The following is a 17,121-nucleotide window of genomic DNA, read 5'->3' on the forward strand; positions in this document are numbered from 1 at the left end:
TCAAATACCGCTAGACATCATCAGGGTAGCTCTCTGCGCAGGGGCGGGCTTGACTCGTGCGGTGCCCCCGTTGTCTCTGAGGGAACAGTCGGCACGGGCCCCGTCGCGGTGCCCGGAAGAGATACCGCTTCGGCCTCCGCCCGCGCCTGCCTGGTGAGCGGGCGCCGCGCTTCAGCGGGTGCCAGCCGTCGAACTGCGAGCCAACCGACCAGCGCAGCCGCGGCCGACGCCGCGGCAATGCTCGTCGCCATCGTCGCAGCCGAACTGCCGGCGAGCGCCGACACCAGCGGCGCTGCCACCGCACCCGCCGTGAACATCGCCATCCCCAGCAGCGCAGACGCGGTGCCGGCCCGGGCGCCGTGCCCGCTCAGCGCGAGCGAGGTGCCGTTCGGCCCGCCGAGGCCTGCCGCCCCCAGATACAGGGCGAGCAGCGCGATGAACACGGGAGCGGGTGCCCCGAGCAGCGTGACACCGAGCAGCGCGAACGCGGCCACAGCGCCCGCGAGCTGTCCCGTCAGGTACATCCGGGCCGTGCCGAGTCGGCGAACGAACACCCTGCTGAGTTGCGCGCCGCCCAATTGTGCGAGCGCGTTCATCGCGAAGACGAGGCTGAAGAGCTGCGGTGTGAGCCCGAACTGGCCCTGCAGCACAAAGCTCGACATCGACAGGTACGAGAAGAACGCCGCGCCGCCCACACACGCCGCCAGCATGAGCGCCACGAACAGCGGATCGCGCAGCACCACCGAGGCGTGGCTCGCCGTGGTGCCGAGCACGTTGCCCGAGTGCCGGCTGTTCTCGGGAAGCGACTCGCGCAGCCCGAACACTGCCACGAACACGAGCGCGAGGCCGATCCCGGCCAGCACGAAGAAGATGCCCCGCCAGTCCATCACCCGTGCCAGCTGACCGCCGATCACCGGTGCGATGATCGGCGTGACGGAGGTTACGAGTGCGAGCAGCGACAGCATTCGCGACAGCTCGATGCCGTGGAAGAGGTCGCGCGCGACGGCCATACTGATCACTACGCCAGCCGATCCGGCAAGGCCCTGCAGCAGTCGCGCTGCGAGCAGCACCTCGATCGTCGGGGCCACCGCGCACACTACCGAGAGCACCGCGAACAGCACCACCCCCACGATCAGGGGCCGCTTGCGCCCGTAGCGGTCAGACAGCGGGCCGGCCACGAGCTGCCCGATGCCGAGCCCGATCATGCACACCGACATGGTCGCCTGTGCGAGCGCGTCAGAGGTGCCGAGGGTGCGGGCCAGCTGCGGCAGTTGCGGCAGGTACAGGTCCATCGAGAGCGGGCCGAACGCTTCGAGCAGACCGAGCACCAGCGTGATGCGCAGCAGCCCCATCGGCCGGGCGGGGGAGGCCCCCGCCCGGCGGCGCGTGCGCGCGCTCATCGGGCGAGGATCCGGCGCCACCAGCTGTCGCGGGCGTCGTTCGCCGCCCGCGACACCGTGGCGTCCGGCGAGAACCCGGTGAAGCCGTGATAGCCGCCCGACCAGACGTGCAGTTCGGCTTCACCGCCGGCCGCCCAGATGCGGCTCGCATAGTCGACGGATTCGTCGCGGAACACTTCTGCCGATCCGACCTCGATGAACGCGGGCGGTAGCCCGGACAGGTCTGTGGCTCGGGAAGGTGCCTGATAGGGGTGCACGCGCTCGCCGCCGCGGTCAGCGCCGAGTGCGGCATCCCAGCCGGTGTCGTTGTTGTTGCGATCCCAGGCGCCGATGCCGTCGTACTGCCACGCCGAGACCGTCGCGTTGCGGTCATCAATCATGGGGCAGCCGACGAGCTGCCCGGCGAGTGCGGGGCCGCCGCGATCCCGTGCGATGAGCGCGACTGCTGCCGTGAGACCGCCGCCTGCCGAGGCTCCCGAGACGACGATGCGTGCCGGGTCGATGCCGAGCTCGTCGGCGTGCTGCGCCATCCATACGAGCGCCGCGTAGCAGTCTTCTGCCGCAGCGGGGGCGGGGTGCTCGGGGGCGAGCCGGTACTCGACCGCGACGCCAACCGTGCCGAAGCGCTCGGCGAGGTCGATCAGCTCGGCGGTGCCGAAGAAGCGGGTGCCGAGCACGTAGCCGCCGCCGTGGATGCCGAGCACGGCTGGCCGGGCAGGAGCGGAACCGGCGGGCGTCGCCGCCTCGCGGGGGCGCACAATCGTCACCTCGACGTCGGGGGCGCCCGCGGGGCCGGGGATCGTGCGGTGCTCCCACTCGATGGCGCGGCCATCGGCCTGCACCTCCATCGACGGCGTGATCGAGGCGAAGTGGGCGCGGTTCTCGAGGATCGTATGGGCGCGTAGCGGGATCCGCTCGACGAGGTCGAGGAAGAAGGCGAGGCCAGCTTCGAGCTCGGGGTCGTAGGGGACCGTCGCGGGGCGGGTTTCCGGCTCGACGGCGCGGTACGGCTGCTGGGCGGTCATCGCTCGACCCCCGCCCCGATCATGCGGGCGATCCACGAGTCGCGCGATGCGAGCGCGGCCCGGGTGATCTCGGCGTCGGGCATGTACATGTCGAAGCCGTGGCAGCCGCCGGACCAGACGTGCAGCTCGGCTTGGCCGCCGGTGGCCCAGATGCGGGTGGCGTAGTCGATGTCTTCGTCGCGGAACATCTCGGCAGCGCCCACCTCGATGAAGGCGGGTGGCAGGCCGGAGAGGTCGGAGGCGCGTGATGGTGCGGCGTAGGCGGGTGCCCGGTCTGATTAAGCGAGTTCCTCGCCGAGTACGCATTCCCAGGCGAGCAGGTTCGCGTCGCGGGTCCAGGTGCCGATGCCGTCGTATTGCAGGCTCGACACTGTGGTGTTGGTGTTGTCGAGCATGGGGCACAGCAGGAGCTGCCCGGCGATCGCGGGGCCGCCGCGGTCGCGGGCCATGAGCGACACCGCCGCGGCGAAGGCACCGCCCGCACTGCCGCCCATCACGATGAGACGACCTGGATCGACACCCAGCTCGTCGGAGTGCTCCGCGACCCAGCGGGTGGCGGCGTAGTTGTCTTCGGCTCCCGCCGGGTACGGGTTCTCGGGGGCGAGGCGGTATTCGACGTTGATGCCGACCACGCCGTGGCGCTCGACGAGGTCGATGACGCGCCCGTGCTCCCAGCTGCGATGGCCGACGATCATGCCGCCGCCATGGAAGTTGACGAGCACGGGCAGCGGATCGGGGCCGCGGTCGGCCGGCGCGAACACGGTGATTTCGAATTCGGGGGCGCCGTGGGGGCCGGGGATGAGCCGCTCTTCTGCGGTGATTGCGCGGCCCGCGACGAGCTCTGCGCCGCTGGGGAAGCCGGGGCCGAGCCCGGGTTCGCGCATGGCGGCGAGGGTGTCGCGGCTGAGGCCGGGCTGCGGTGCGGCCGCGAGCGCGTCGAGCACGGGGGTGATCTCGGGGTCGAATGGCACGGGTGGCACGCTGGGGCGGCCGTGGGCGACGGGGCGGGCGGATCCGGTGTCTGCGGTGGCTTCGGTGCTCATGATCACGGCCCTTCGGGGCTGACGAGGCCGCGGTCTGCCCAGAACGGTTCGACGCGTGCTCTGATGGTGTCGGCTCCGATGCGGTCGAGCAGTTCGAGGCTGCCGAGGTTGGCTTCGAGCTGTGCTGCGCTCGACGTGCCGAAGAGGGTGGTCGCGGTTGCCGGGTGAGTGAGGGTGAATGCGATGGCGAGCTGTGCGGGGGTGCCGCCGAGTTCTTCGGCGAGGGCGACGAAGGCGGGCACGTCGTCGATGATGCGCTGACGGATGCCGCCGGGGTCGCGGCCGACTTCACGCTCGGTCGAGATCTTGCCGGCGAGGTAGCCGCCCTCCATCACGTCGGAGGCCTGCATGGAGAGCCCCTGCTGCCAGAGCTTCGCAAAGGGTTCCCCGTCGGGGATGGAGCGGCGGGAGACGCTGTACTTGAGCTGCGCGATTTCGGGGGCGGCGATGCCTTCGGTCGCGGCGATGTCGAGCAGGGCCTGCACGTTCGACGCCGACCAGTTGTTCACGCCCCAGGCCCGGATGAGGCCTGCGCGCTGTAGCTCGTCGAGGCTGAGTGCAATGTCGCGCAGTTCGAGGTCGTCGCGGCGCAGGTCGCCGAGAATGACGAGGTCGGCGTGGTCGTCGCCGACGCGGAAGAGCGCGTTTTCGAGCTGGGGGCGGAAGCCGTGGTCGGCGTCCCAGCCTTCGAGCCAGAGCTTTTCGGAGAGCAGGTATGAGTCGCGGGGCACGCCCACGGCGCGGATGATCGCCGAGAACAGCACATCGGTGAAGGCGGGCGGCATGCCGGGGGCGCCGTAGACGCCCACATCGAAGAGGTTGATGCCGCGGTCGATGGCGGTGCGCACCATGGCGACGGCGTCTTCAAAGTGCATGCGGTCGTAGATGTGCCATGAGCCGAGGGCGAAGACGGAGGTTTCGAGCTCGCTGCGGCCGATGCGGCGGCGGGGAACGGGGGTGGTCATGGGGAATCCTTTCGTGGGGTCTGCGTGCGGCGCTGCGGCGGATCAGGCGGCGTCGATCCGCGGATCGATCACGGCTTTGACCTCGCCGAGCTGGTGCATGTTTGCAATGCGGTCGGAGGCCTCTGCGAGGCCGCAGGGCTGCGAGAACAGCTCGTCCCAGGGGAAGCGGTCGGCGAAGGTGCGGAAGAACTCGATGGAGCGGAAGTAGTCGGAGACATCGCCGTTGAGAGAGCCGACGACGGTGAGTTCCTTGCCCATGATGGCTGAGAGCGGGAAGGGGTCGCCGGTGGGACCGGTGGAGCCGACGATGGCCACGGTGCCGCGCTGGGCGGCCATGCCGATGGCCTCGGGGCCGATGCTCGGCGCGCCCGCGAAGTCGAGCACGAGGTCGGCGCCCTGGCCTCCCGTGATCTCCATGACGCGCGCGATTGTCGCCTCGGAGCCGCCCGCGATGTCGATGGTGTGGGTGGCACCGAAGCGCTCGGCGAGTGCCAGGCGGGGGGCCGGCGCTCCCACTGTGATGACGGTGCCGGCGCCGGAGATGCTGGCGACGGCGGTGGCGAACAGCCCGAGCGCGCCGGATCCCTGCACGACGACGCGGGATCCAGGGCGCACTCCGCCCGCGCGGTCGAAGGCACGCAGCACCGTCTTCGCGGCGCAGCCCGCGGCGGAGGCCCAGGTGTCTTTGACCTCGGCGGGGAGGCGCAGCTTCTGTGCGCCGGGGGTGACGTAGGCGTATTCCGAGAGGCCTGCCGTGGCGTAGGGCGGCACGTCGCTGCGCTGCAGGAAGCCGTAGCCGCGTCGGGAGCATGCGACGGGCTGGCGCAGCACGGTGCAGCCGAAGCACTGACCGCACACCGATTCGGACCAGCCGATGCGGTCGCCCACTGCGAGGGGTTCTCCGAGGGCGTCGACGGTGCCTTCGCCGACTGCGATAACCTCGCCTACCATTTCGTGCCCGAGCACCATGGGCAGCATGCCTGGGAAGGTCATTTTGCCGGCCCAGATCTCAATGTCGGTGCCGCAGAGGGTGGTGCAGGTGATGCGTACGAGGGCGGCGCCGGGCTCGACGCGGTCGGGGAGGGGCAGCTCCTGCATCTCGAGCGGGGCTCCGTGCTCGGTGAGCACGGCTGCGCGCGTGGATGTGGGAATCGTCATCGAAAGCTCCATTCCGTGGGATATCGGCATGGCGTCGTTGCCCGGATGCCGAGGATGTGGTTTTATTCTACATACGTTGACCCAAGCGGGAAGCCCCGATTCACTGACGAGTCGCGGGCCTCGCTGTTGCGAGAGAATCCACTGAGACGGAGCGCATCAATGACACCGAAGCGGAGCGCATCATGACGCGGCGCAGTGCGGCGACCACGGGCGGCAGTGCCGCCACGGCATCAGAACCATCAGCCGATCTGGTGCTGATCGGCGGATCGGTGCTCACGATGGACGAGGCCGGCAGCCGCGCCGAAGCGGTTGCAGTGGCGGGGGGTCGCATCCTCGCCGTCGGCGCACAGGCCGACATCGAACCGCTGATCGGCGCGAACACCCGCGTGATCGACCTCGACGGCCGAGCACTGCTGCCCGGTATCAACGACTCCCACCTGCACGCCGCCTGGCTCGGAGCCCGCTGGCCCCACACCTTCTTCGGCGCCCCAGACCCCGAAGTCGCGGCACAGCTGAGCGGCGCGCTCGCCGTCGACCGCGAGGCCCGCCGTGCCGCGATCCTCAATGCCGGTCGCATGCTCTCCGAGCTTGGCATCACCAGCTACACCGAACCGGGCATCGGTCCCGGTGAAGACGACGGCGAAACGGGCTGCTTCCACAGCGAAGTGCTCGACGTCTACCGCGAACTCGCCGCCGAAGGGGAGCTGCAGCAGCGCGTCACCATGCTCGCCCTATACGGCGTGCTCGACGGCCCGAGCGACGTCGAAACCGTGCTCTCCGGCATCCGCGAGCGTGCCGCCGCCGCACCCGAGCCCGAGCCCACCTGGCTCAATGTGCCCGGCGTCAAGATCTTCGGTGACCTCATCCCGCTGTCGCGCCAGGCCTGGACAGACCGTGCCTATGATGACGGCACCCACGGCGACCTGCTCGTGAACGGTGACAGCATCGAGCAAAAGGCCGAGGGCCTTGCCGAGATGATCCGCGCCGCGCACGCCGCAGGCCTGCAGATCGGCCTGCACGCCACCGGCGACCGCACCATCGGCCTCGCCCTCGATGCGATCGCCGAAGCCGCCGCCCAGCCGGGCGCGCCGACTTCCCAGCAGCTCGGCCACGTCATCATTCACGGCGACCTCGCCACCTCCGATCAGGTGCGGCGCATGGCTAAGCTCGGTGTCTGGTTCAATGCGCAGCCCGGCATCGCAACCATCACCGGCTCGTGGCTTGCCTCGATGATGGGGGCTGATGCCGCAGCAGAGGCCTGGCAGTTCGGTGCCGCGCTCGATGCCGGCGTGCTCGTGCTGTCGTCTGATGCTCCGGTGCTGCACTTCGACTGGCGACACTGGGTGGCTGCCGCCGAGGAACGCATCGTGATGATGGGCGGTGACGCCTCACCCGAGGTCGCTAGTGCCCGCTTGCACCGCCTGCTGCGCGCCTACACTGCGGTGCCCGCGGCGCAGGATCGTGCGGCGTCGTGGAAGGGCACCGTCGAGGTGGGCAAGGTGGCCGACCTGGTGGTGCTCGCGCGCGATCCCTTCGAAGTGGGGGCGGAGGGCCTGCCCGAGGTGCCCGTCGATCTCACCGTGCTCGACGGCCAAGTGATCTTCGAGCGATAGCCGGAGCACCTGCAGCGGGGCTGGGCTGGCCCAGGCCCGCCCCGGCGCCGTTGCAGCCGGCGCTGCCGGGGGTGGGGTGGATCGGCGCTGCGCCGATCCACCCCACCCTCAGAAGATCAGGTGAGCAGCTGGCCGCCGTCGACGGCGAGGCTCACACCGGCGATGTGACCGGCCTGCTCGCTCGCGAGGAACACGACGGACGGAGCGATGTCGGTGACCTTCGCGAGATCGCCGAGGGGGATGCGGCTCGACCAGGCTGCGCGCGCGGGTGACCCTTCAGGCATGCCCATTTCGAGCATCGGGGTGAGCACGGGCCCAGGGGCGACCGCGTTGACGCGAATGCCGTGCGCGGCGAGTTCGATGGCGGCCCAGCGGGTGACGGAGTCGACGGCGGCCTTGCTCGACTCGTAGGCGCCCATGCCCGGGGTGGGCTGGCGGCCGCCGATCGATGAGATGTTGACGATGCTGCCGCCGCCTCCGGCTGCGATGCGGTGCTTCGCGAAGGCCTGGATCATGGTGAAGGTGCCGATCACGTTGACCTCGAGGATCGAGCGGTAGGCCTCGGGTTCGAGCTCGGTGACGGCGCCGTGCACCGAGAGGATGCCTGCGTTGTTGACGAGCACGTCGACGCTGCCGCGTGCTGCGAGGCTCTGGAATGCCTGTGTGACGGCGGCTGCGTCGGTGATGTCGAGGGTGAGGGCTTCGGCTCCGAGTGCCTCGGCGGCCGCGGAGACGGCTGCCGTGTCGCGGTCGGCGAGGATCGCGCGGTCGCCCGCCGCGATGAACGCGCGGGCGATGCCCTGCCCGATGCCGCCGGCGCCGCCGGTGATGAGGACGGTGCGGGATCCGGCGCTGCCGGGGGTGGGTGAGGTCACGGTGACTCCTTCGTCGAGGCTGGTGTGGGGATGATTCTGGGCGCCGCTGCGGTGTGCGCTGGATCGATCAGCCTTTATATTATACGATCGTAGAAAATAAAGGGAGTGCGGATCTGCGGCAGCAGCCGCGCGCCCCGAAGTCGACACTGCGAGGAGGCGGTTGTGGCATTCACAGGCAAGGTTCCCACTCGAAAGCTCGGGCCGGGCGGACCGGAGGTGCCGGTATTCGCGCTCGGCTCCTGGAATATCTGGGATCGCATGGAAGTGGCGGATCGCCTCGCGCTGATCAACCGCGCCGTCGAAGCCGGTTCGGCATTCTTCGACGTCGCCTACTACAACATGGGGCCGCACGCCGAGGCTTCGCGCACCGACCTGCTCTTCGGCGAGGCCATCCGCGAACTGGGCCTCGCCCCCACTGACTACCAGCTCTGCGGCAAGCTCTGGCTGTGGGAGTACCCCCAGACCGGCTTCGCCGGACAGATGGACGTGTCGCTCGAACGCATCGGGGCGGGCGCGGGCGGGCCCGAGAGCTTTGACACCGTCGTCGTCGGCGACTTCATGGGCGACATCGATATCGCCCAGGTGGTGCGCGACGTGCAGGCCGAGATTGACCGCGGCAGCTTCACGAGCTGGGGGGTCAACAACTGGCCGGCCGAAGCGCTGCAGCTCGCGCTCGACACCGTCGCGGCAGAGGGGCTCACTCCGCCCAGCTTCGCCCAGCTGAAATACGGGCTGGTGAGGCGCAGCATGGCCGAGGGAGAGTTCTACGGCCGCTGGTTTACAGAGGGCGTGCTGGCGCTGCAAGCGTCTGACGCTTTCGAGGGTGGCATTCTCGTGGGCAAGCTCAGCCCCAAGCGCAAAATCGGCGCCGATGTGGGTGGTATTCGGGAGCGCATCGTTGCCGCCTACCCCGAGGTGCAGCGCATCGCCGACTCCTTCGGCGCGACCCCGGCGCAGCTCGGCATTGCGTTCTGCCTGGCGAACCCCGCCACCGCGAACGTGCTCTTCGGGGCGTCGAGCGTGCGCCAGTTCGAGGACAATCTCGGCGCGATCCCGCTGCTCGAGAGCGTGGGGGCTGAGCGGATCCGTGAGGCTGTGGCGGGTCTCTGGCTCGACCGCGAGGTGCGTGCCGACGGCGTCTGGGCCCCGCCGGCCGCCTAGCCGGGGCTGCCGGCCCGTCGGCCGGTGCTCGCCCGTCGGCACGTCTGCCCGCTGAGTCGGCCTGTTCATACCGAGTCGGCCCCCAGTTCGCGTGAATTGGGGGCCGACTCGACGCGCGGCCCTTGTGGGCGGGGCCGCTACTGGGCGAGGAAGTGGATCGCGGCCTCGCGGAACTCGAGGCTGTCGAGCGCTGCCCGGTGGTCGCCGGGCACGTGAGTGAGCGATGCCTGCGGCAGTGCGTCGGCCATCTGCTCGATGCCCTGCGTCATCTGGTCGTCACTGCCCGCAACGAGCAGTGTCGGCACCGCGGGGCCACCCTGCTGGGGTGCGAAGGGCTCGCTTGCGAGACCAGGGATCAGCTTCGCGAGCGAGGCGGTGTCGCGGCCGGGCGCTGAGATCATGCCGGCCATCATGCCGACGAGAGGGTTCGTGGGCTCGGCTCCACCGAGCACGGCGTCGAGCTCTGCGGGGTCGACTGCGGTGAAGGGCTCGAAGGCGCTGAGGCCGCCGAGCACCAGGCGGCGCACGCGGGGTGACGCGGCGGGCAGCTCCCAGGCGAGTCGCGAGCCCAGCGAGTATGCGATGACGTCGAGGTCGCCCTCGGGGGCGACGGTCGCGGCGGCATCGAGGATCGCCGCGACGACGGCCGAGGTTGCGGCCTCGTCGGCTGTTGCGATGGCCGGGCTGTCGCCGTGGCCGGGCAAGTCGATGGCGATGACGCTGCGACCTGCAGCTGCCAAGGCCTCGGCCCAGCCTGTGTCGAGGAAGTCTTCGGATGCGCTCGACGCGAAGCCGTGCAGCAGCACCACGGGGGGCTGCTGGGTGTCTGCGGCGGGGAAGTGGTGGACGCTGAGTGCCATGATCGACCTTTCGACGGTGAAACGGGAATCGGGGGACGGGAGCCAGCGAGGCGGCTGGTGGTCTGGGCGGGTTGTGAGCCGTGATCGGCTCGGCCTGGCGCTGACTGCGCCGCCGGAAGGCGAGTGGCATGATCCGCCATCGCTATTTTTCTATGTTAGTAGAAAATAAACTCCCGCACCGCTGGACATTTTATGTCTACGTATGTAGAGTTTCCGGCAGGCCACACCACGGACACCGTCGTCCCGTTCGAGCGGGGCGGCCCAGAATCGTAAGGAACGACTCGCATGACCGCAACCCCCTCACGCATCGTCGACATCGCCATCGGCTTCATGGGCGCAAAGCAGCTCGACAACGCCGCCCGCATCGGCCTCTTCAAGGCACTCGCCGACGGCCCCAAGAACCTCGCCGAGCTGGCCGCCGCCACGCAGCACTCCGAGCGCCAGGTGCGCACCCTCGCCGACGCGATGAACAGCCTCGGCCTGCTGCGCCGCGAAAACGGCGTCTACTCGCTCGAAGCCGACGCCGAGAAGTACCTCTCGGGCAAGGGAGAGATCGACCTCACCCCCTTCATCGCCTTCCTCGGCGACATCAGCTACAAGCAGTGGCTCGGCTACGAGAAGACCGTCGACAGCGACGAAGCCGGCACCCTCGACCTCGATGAGGCCGGCTGGGGCGACTTCATGGCCGGCGTGATGACCTACAACGCGCTGCACGCCGAGCAGTTCGGCGAGGCCTTCGACTTCTCGCAGTTCCGCAACGCCCTCGACTTCGGCGGCCTCGCCGCCGGCTTCTCGGTGGCCGCCATGCAGCAGAACCCCGAGCTCACCACCCGCTTTGTCTACGCTCCCGGCTTCACCGAGGGCATCGCGCAGGCCGCCGAGGAGGCCGGCGTCGCCAACCGCATCTCGCTCGAAGAAGGCCCCACCGAGTCGACCGAGCCCGGCGGCGAGCACGACCTCGTGCTGCTCACCCACGTGCTGCACCGTTTCGACGAGGCCCAGAACCAGGCCATCCTGCGTGCCTCCCGTGGCGCCGCAGCCGACGGCGCCACGCTCATGCTGCTCGACTTCTTCCTCGACGAGGACGACACCCAGCGCCCCATCGACGCGCTGCACGCCGGCGAGTACTTCAACATCGACGGCACTGTCGTGTACCCGATCGCGCAGGTCGAGGGCTGGCTCGCCGAGACCGGCTGGAAGTTCGACCGCCTCGTCGCGCTGCCGGGCAGCCCGCGCGTGCTCGTCGCAACCGCGGTCTAATGTGCTCTGCGCCGCGGGGCCGGGGTCGATGCGTCGGCGCCCGGCCCCGCCGCGTTCGCGCCGCGGCTGTTGCGCCCGAGTCGCCGCTCCCGGCCCCCGCCCCTATGACGATCACCGGAGGATCGCAATGCCCGTCATCGAGACCGTGCGAGCACCCATCGAGGCGAGCTCAGTGGGGCTCGTGCTCGCCGCCGAAACCATCCTCTGCGCCCCTGCGGAGCGCCGTGGCAACGCCGGGGTGCCCGCCGGTGACGCCGAGTTCGAGCGCAGCCACGTCGACATGCCGGCGTTGGGCCGGCTCATGCTGGGCGCGGTCAACACCGACGATCGCACGCTCACCGCGCCCGACGCAGAGGGTGCCCTCGACCTGCTCGCCGCAGCCGTGGGCGAGGGGCCCGTACCGCTGATCGTCGCACTCGCCGGCCAAGGGTCGACGGCCCGCCCGGGCGCGCTCGCGTGCCTGAGCCAGGCCAGCGGCGTCGCCATCGTGCGTGGCATCGACGGCACCGGCGGGGGCGAAGCCGGCGCGCGTGGTCACGCCGATGAGGATCTCGATTCCGCTCCTGATCCCGATGCCGCAGCTGCCATCATCGCCGCCGAACTCTCGGCCGCCGAGCACCCCGCTGGAGTCGTCGGCACGATCCCGCTGCCCGATGCGGCCGCCCCTGCTGAGCAGCAAGACCGGGCGAGGGCGTTGATACGATCCGCTGCCGCTGCCGCCCGAGCCGCGGGGGTCGCCCTCGTGCTGGCACCGGCGGCCGATCCTTGGGCCGTCGCACCGGCACCCACAGACGTCAGGGAGCGCTTCGCAGACCTCGCGCCGGCACTCGCCGATGTCGACGCGGCGGGCCTCGACCGCTCGCGCGTGATCCTCACCGGCACCGCCGGCCTCATAGCGAGCGAGCGAGGTCACGGCGTCGACCTCGAGAGCCTTGACGCCCTCCTCGATCTCGGCCCGGCGATCTGCTTCGACGACCTTGGGCGCATCCCGAACGTGCGCACTGTCGTCTCCGACCACGACATCGCCATTGCAATCCTGCGGGCAGCCGAGCGCGGCACGGCGAGCCGAATCATGCTCAGCAGCGGGATCCGCAACAAGCACAGGCTCACGGCCTTCGGTGGCAACGGGCTCGAATTCGCGGCGACGCAGTTCTTGCCCTATCTGCGCATGCTGGGAGCCGACGACGCACTCGTGAGCGCAGTCGGCGGCGGCAACGCGGCCCGGATGCTCGCACGCACGACCCTCGAGGGAGCAGCGCAATGACGGATCGCAACACGCAGGCGGCGCCCGCGCTCGACGGGCTCGAGATCCCGAACCTCGAAGGGCTGGTGCAGACCGTGCTCGGCCCGGTGCGCCCCGAGCAGCTCGGCCCCACCCTCATGCACGAGCACATCTTTCTCGACATCAGGCGCCCCGCTCACACCGCCAACCCCCGCCCAGGGGAGTGGGATGCGGCAGCCGGGGAACCGCTCACCCTCGATACGCTCGCCGCTGTGCGCCGCGGCCGCCCCAACATCGACAACGATGTGCTCGGCGACTTCGACACCGCACTCGACGAGGTGGGCGACTTCGCGCGCCAGGGCGGCGGCACCATGGTCGAGGTGACCCCCAGCGGTGTGGGCCGCGACGCGGGCGCGCTCGCGAGGCTCAGCCGCGCTTCGGGTCTGAACATTGTGATGGGGGCCGGCTGGTATCAGAAAGACCTGCACCCGATCGGCTTTGCCGAGCGCAGTCTCGACGAGCTTGCCGCCGAGATCGTGCGCGACATCGTGGTGGGTGTCGGTGGTGCGGCCGCTGGCGGGGCGCTTCCCGGCTCCGCGATCCGCTCGGGCATCATCGGGGAGGTGGGCGCCGAGGGCGACCCCGTCGACCTTCAGGAGATGCGCAGTGTGCGGGCCGCAGGCCGCGCCTCCGCAATCACTGGTGCCCCGATCACGCTGCACATGGGCGGCTGGGGTGAGGCGAAGCTGCGGGTGCTCGATGCCCTCGAAGAGGAAGGGGCGGATCCGCGCTCCGTCGTCTTCGGGCACGCCGGCAGCATCGCCGACGATATGCCCCTCGCGCGCCGGCTGCTGGCGCGGGGCGTCACCGTTGAGGCAGACTTTCTCGGCACCACGGGCAGCCCGTGGGGCACGCTGTTTCCGTTTACCGACCGATCCGTGGCGCGTGGCTTCGCAGAGCTGGTGGCAGATGGATGGGGATCGCAGCTCGTGCTGGGCGGCGATGTGTGCCAGCGGGTGCAACTGCGGCGCTACGGCGGGCACGGCTACGGCTATGTGATGGAGCACTTCCTGCCGGTGCTCGCCGAGTTCGGTGTCGCCGCAGAGGCCATCGACCGCATCATGGTGGAGAACCCGGCGCGGGTGCTCACCTTCGGGGCACCGCGGGGACGCTGAGACCGGGGCACCCGGATCGCCCCGGGTCGCCAGGGTGGCGCAGGGTTTCAGGGGCGGCGCAGGCGCGCGACGAAGTCGGTGACCTGGGCGTCGAGCACGGCGCTATTGAGGTGCTCCGGGCTCACGACCCGGGTGACTGTGGCGCCGATGTTCATGAGCACGATCTCGCTGACGAGTTGTTCGTCGGGCGTCTCTGTGACGATGTCGCCGTCTTCGCGTCCCTCGCGCAGATACTGCAGGTATCCGGCCTTCCAGCTGGTGAGATGCTCGCCGTAGTCGTGGTCGATTTCGCTGCTGAAGGCGCAGCGCTCCCAGAAGGAGAGCAGCACGCGGGCCGCGGTGGCGTCTTCGTTGGTGGGCAGCGTGTAGCGCATCGACATCTCGAGCGCTTCGATGCCGCGCTTGCCGGCGACGTGTGCTGCGAGGCGGCCCTGGATGCGTGACAGGGAGCGCTCGTAGGCACCCTCGATGATCGCATCCTTGCCCGAGAAGTAGTGCTTGAGTGCGCCGTTCGCGAAGCCGGCCCGCGAGGCGATCTCGCGCATGGTGGCGGCTTCGATGCCGCCCTCCACGATGAGCTGCCAGGTGACGTCGACGATCTCTTTGCGTCGCTGATCGTGGTCGATGATCTTCGGCATTGAGGCATCCTTCGGCGAGCTGGCGTTTTCTCCTCCAGTGTAGACGAAAAGCCGCGCTCGGAGGCAGGAACGCCCCGCGCCCCGCGATCCGCCGCCCTGTGATGCGCGACCGCCTCTGATCCGCGCCCACCCACCCTGATCCGCCCCACCTATGCCCCAACCCCGCCGAAGGGAGAAAAAACCGCCGGAATCCGCCACCCAAGCCGCATTTTCCTCCACTCGACGATCCTCACCCCGCCCCTCAATTGACCTCAACCGCAGGCGTCTTGCGCCTGCGAGCACGAGTCTGGGGTTGCGCTCGACGCGGGGGCATTGGCGATGCGAGGCTGAGCGGGGTGCGGCGAAGGAGCCGCACGCGAGAGGAGTTCTGATGTCGGAGCATTCTGTGTCTGGGCGCGCACCGAAGAGCGCGATCGTGGTCGGGGCGGGTTCGGCCGGTTCGGTTGTTGCCCGCCGGCTCGCCGATGCCGGGGTCGAGGTGACCCTGCTCGAGGCGGGCGGGGAGGACACGAACCCCGCGATCCACGATCTCAGCCGCATGGGCGAGCTGTGGCACTCGTCCGACGACTGGGACTACTACACGACGCCGCAGCCGGGCGCGAACGGCCACCGTCTGCACTGGCCGCGCGGCAAGGTGCTGGGCGGTTCGCACTCGCTGAACGCGATGATCTGGGTGCGGTGCGTGCCGCAGGATTTCGATCACTGGGCTTCGCTCGGCAACGAGGGCTGGTCGTGGGATGACGTGCTGCCTGTGTACCGCGCGATTGAGAACTATCGTGGCGGGGGCGACCCGGCGCTGCACGGCGCCGAGGGTTTGCTCGACGTGACTGATGAGTATGAGCTGTCGCCGATCCAGCAGTCGATCATCGATGCCGCGGTCGAAGAGGGCCTGCCGCACAACCCGGACTACAACGGCGCATCGATCGAGGGTGTGTCGCAGCAGCAGATCACGGTGCGCGACGGCAAGCGCTTCAACACGTACATGGCGTATGTGAAGCCGGTTCGGGATCGCCTCACCGTGGAGGTGGGCTGCCATGTGCACGAGCTGATCTTCTCGGATGACGAAGACCATGCCGGGCGCCCGCGCGTGGTGGGGGTGCGTTTCGCGCAGGGCGGCGAGGTGCGCGAGCTGTTCGCCGACGAGGTGATTCTCGCGGCTGGGGCGATCGATTCGCCGCGGGTGCTGTTGCGCAGCGGTATCGGCCCTGCTGATGAGCTGCGCGAGGTGGGGATCGAGCCGCGCGTCGACCTGCCCGGTGTGGGCAAGAACCTGCACGACCACTATCTTGCGCCGGTGATCTTCGACACGGAGAAGCCGATCGACCCGCCGCGTGAGGGGGTGTCGGTGACGCAGACACACCTGTTCTGGAAGAGTCGCGAGGAGCTGGATCGCCCGGATACGCAGCCCATCAACTTCTCGGTGCCGATGTACGGTGATTTCCTGGAGCCGAAGGGCGCCAACGGCTTCTCGCTGATGGCGGGGCTCGTAACGCCTGAGTCGCGTGGCGAGATCCGCCTGTCTGGGCCGAACCCGGGGGATCCGCTGGTAATCGACCCGCAGGCGCTCACGGCTGAGCATGATGTTGAGTCGCTGGTGGCCTCGGTGCGACAGTGTCGGCGCATCGGCAGCCAGGCGGCGCTCGCCGCCGCGCCCGACGAAGGCGGCTGGGGTGCGACCGAGGTGTATCCGGGCCCGTCGGTGGGCGACGGCGACGACCTCGTCGACTACGTGCGCAACACGGTGGCGACGTATCACCACCAGGTCGGCACCTGCAAGATGGGCGTCGATGAGCTGGCTGTGGTGTCGCCGCGCCTCGCGGTGCACGGCGTTGATGGCCTGCGCGTGATCGACGCGTCGGTGATGCCGCGGGTGACCACGGGCAACACGAATGCTCCTGCGGTGCTGATCGGTGAGCTGGGCGCGAAGTTCGTGCTCGCCGGTGAGCGTTAGGCGGATCGCGGTGGCGTCGCCGGGGATTCCGGCTCTCGCGCCGGGCCTGTTCGAGGGCCGCACCGTGCTGGTCACGGGCGGCACCTCGGGCATCGGCTTGGCGGCTGCTGAGGCGTTCGCGGGGCTCGGCGCGCGCGTGATCGCGGCCGGGCTCGGCGCTGATCGGGCGCGGGTGTCGCCGGGGCTCGATGTCGAACTGGTCGAGGTCGACGTCACCGACGATGCCGCATTGCGCGCGGTGGTGGCGCGGCTCGACAGGCTTGATGTACTCGTGCCGGCCGCGGGCATCAGCCTGGGGGAGCGCGAGCTCGAGTGGGAGGCCTTCAACACGGTGCTCTCGATCCAGCTGGCCGCGGTGTATCGCATCGCTGAGCTGACACGCCCGCTGCTCGCAGCGTCGGGTGGCTCGGTGATCACGATCGCGTCGATGTTCGCCTTTTTCGGGGGCGGATCGCGGGTCGCGTATTCAGCGGCGAAGGGTGGCGTGGTGCAGCTCACCAAGTCGCTCGCGGAGGCCTGGGCCGGTGACGGCATCAGGGTGAATTGCGTGGCACCGGGGTGGATCGAGACGCCCCTTGCAGACGGCCTGGATGCCCGTGCGAAGGAGCGGATCCTGTCGCGCACGCCGCTCGCCCGCTTCGGGGCAGCGTCGGAAGTGGCCGCGGTGATCGCGTTTCTCGCCTCGGATGCGGCGTCGTTCATCGACGGTGCGGTGCTGCCTGTCGACGGCGGCTATTTGACGACGGCGGTGTGACCGGGAGGGCACCGGGAACTT

At 69.7% G+C, this 17,121-nt stretch carries 14 protein-coding genes and 1 pseudogene; 7 read left to right on the plus strand and 8 right to left on the minus strand.

Annotation, left to right across the window (positions count from 1 at the left end):
• Nucleotides 1-20: 20 nt before the first annotated feature.
• From WFL22_RS11170 to WFL22_RS11190, 5 genes and pseudogenes are all read right to left on the minus strand, one after another.
• Entirely contained in the window at nt 21-1,400 is a 1,380-nt protein-coding gene (locus WFL22_RS11170; protein ID WP_336651816.1) for a multidrug effflux MFS transporter, read from the minus strand.
• Nucleotides 1,397-2,425 (minus strand): alpha/beta hydrolase, encoded by a 1,029-nt coding sequence (locus WFL22_RS11175; RefSeq protein ID WP_336651815.1) that lies wholly within the window; start codon nt 2,423-2,425, stop codon nt 1,397-1,399. The genes WFL22_RS11170 and WFL22_RS11175 overlap by 4 nt, the downstream gene beginning before the upstream one ends.
• Nucleotides 2,422-3,468: pseudogene (locus tag WFL22_RS11180) on the minus strand (alpha/beta hydrolase). Before WFL22_RS11180 ends, WFL22_RS11175 begins: the two are co-directional and overlap by 4 nt.
• A gap of 2 nt (nt 3,469-3,470) precedes the next feature.
• Nucleotides 3,471-4,433: an aldo/keto reductase gene (locus WFL22_RS11185; protein WP_336992838.1), complete on the minus strand. Its 963-nt coding sequence runs from the start codon at nt 4,431-4,433 to the stop codon at nt 3,471-3,473.
• 42 nt (nt 4,434-4,475) lie between these two features.
• Nucleotides 4,476-5,591: a zinc-binding dehydrogenase gene (locus WFL22_RS11190; RefSeq protein WP_336651812.1), complete on the minus strand. Its 1,116-nt coding sequence runs from the start codon at nt 5,589-5,591 to the stop codon at nt 4,476-4,478.
• 182 nt (nt 5,592-5,773) lie between these two features.
• On the opposite strand from WFL22_RS11190, the gene WFL22_RS11195 reads away from it, so the two are divergent.
• Nucleotides 5,774-7,204 (plus strand): amidohydrolase, encoded by a 1,431-nt coding sequence (locus WFL22_RS11195; protein WP_336992839.1) that lies wholly within the window; start codon nt 5,774-5,776, stop codon nt 7,202-7,204.
• A 116-nt stretch (nt 7,205-7,320) separates the two neighbouring features.
• Here WFL22_RS11195 and WFL22_RS11200 read toward each other — a convergent pair whose 3' ends face one another.
• The gene (locus WFL22_RS11200; protein ID WP_336992840.1) at nt 7,321-8,079 is read right to left on the minus strand and encodes an SDR family NAD(P)-dependent oxidoreductase; all 759 of its coding nucleotides are present in this window, start codon (nt 8,077-8,079) and stop codon (nt 7,321-7,323) included.
• Nucleotides 8,080-8,241: 162 nt separating this feature from the next.
• Here WFL22_RS11200 and WFL22_RS11205 point away from each other — a divergent pair, with 162 nt between their 5' ends.
• Nucleotides 8,242-9,240 carry an aldo/keto reductase gene (locus tag WFL22_RS11205; protein WP_336992841.1) on the plus strand — a complete coding sequence of 333 codons (999 nt, stop codon included), beginning with the start codon at nt 8,242-8,244 and terminating at the stop codon, nt 9,238-9,240.
• Between the two features lie 137 nt (nt 9,241-9,377).
• Here the strand turns inward: WFL22_RS11205 and WFL22_RS11210 are convergent, their stop codons facing one another.
• Nucleotides 9,378-10,100, minus strand: coding sequence for an alpha/beta fold hydrolase (locus WFL22_RS11210; RefSeq protein WP_336651808.1), 723 nt, complete (start codon nt 10,098-10,100; stop codon nt 9,378-9,380).
• Nucleotides 10,101-10,385: 285 nt separating this feature from the next.
• Between WFL22_RS11210 and WFL22_RS11215 the strand changes: the two genes are divergently transcribed.
• The 3 genes from WFL22_RS11215 (at nt 10,386) to WFL22_RS11225 (ending at nt 13,757) form a co-directional block, all read left to right on the plus strand.
• Nucleotides 10,386-11,360, plus strand: coding sequence for a methyltransferase family protein (locus WFL22_RS11215; RefSeq protein WP_336651807.1), 975 nt, complete (start codon nt 10,386-10,388; stop codon nt 11,358-11,360).
• A 127-nt stretch (nt 11,361-11,487) separates the two neighbouring features.
• Nucleotides 11,488-12,624, plus strand: a complete 1,137-nt coding sequence (locus WFL22_RS11220) for a hypothetical protein (protein WP_336992842.1) — start codon at nt 11,488-11,490, stop codon at nt 12,622-12,624.
• Nucleotides 12,621-13,757, plus strand: coding sequence for a phosphotriesterase family protein (locus WFL22_RS11225; protein WP_336992843.1), 1,137 nt, complete (start codon nt 12,621-12,623; stop codon nt 13,755-13,757). Before WFL22_RS11220 ends, WFL22_RS11225 begins: the two co-directional genes overlap by 4 nt.
• Before the next feature lie 47 nt (nt 13,758-13,804).
• Here WFL22_RS11225 and WFL22_RS11230 read toward each other — a convergent pair whose 3' ends face one another.
• Entirely contained in the window at nt 13,805-14,395 is a 591-nt protein-coding gene (locus WFL22_RS11230; RefSeq protein ID WP_336992844.1) for a TetR/AcrR family transcriptional regulator, read from the minus strand.
• A 370-nt stretch (nt 14,396-14,765) separates the two neighbouring features.
• Between WFL22_RS11230 and WFL22_RS11235 the strand changes: the two genes are divergently transcribed.
• Both WFL22_RS11235 and WFL22_RS11240 read left to right on the plus strand, forming a co-directional pair.
• Entirely contained in the window at nt 14,766-16,346 is a 1,581-nt protein-coding gene (locus WFL22_RS11235) for a GMC family oxidoreductase (RefSeq protein ID WP_336992845.1), read from the plus strand.
• Entirely contained in the window at nt 16,336-17,100 is a 765-nt protein-coding gene (locus WFL22_RS11240) for an SDR family NAD(P)-dependent oxidoreductase (RefSeq protein WP_336992846.1), read from the plus strand. Before WFL22_RS11235 ends, WFL22_RS11240 begins: the two co-directional genes overlap by 11 nt.
• Nucleotides 17,101-17,121: the final 21 nt, after the last annotated feature.

It is taken from the genome of Leucobacter sp. VD1, from assembly GCF_037150695.1.
In the GTDB taxonomy this organism is placed as follows: domain Bacteria; phylum Actinomycetota; class Actinomycetes; order Actinomycetales; family Microbacteriaceae; genus Leucobacter.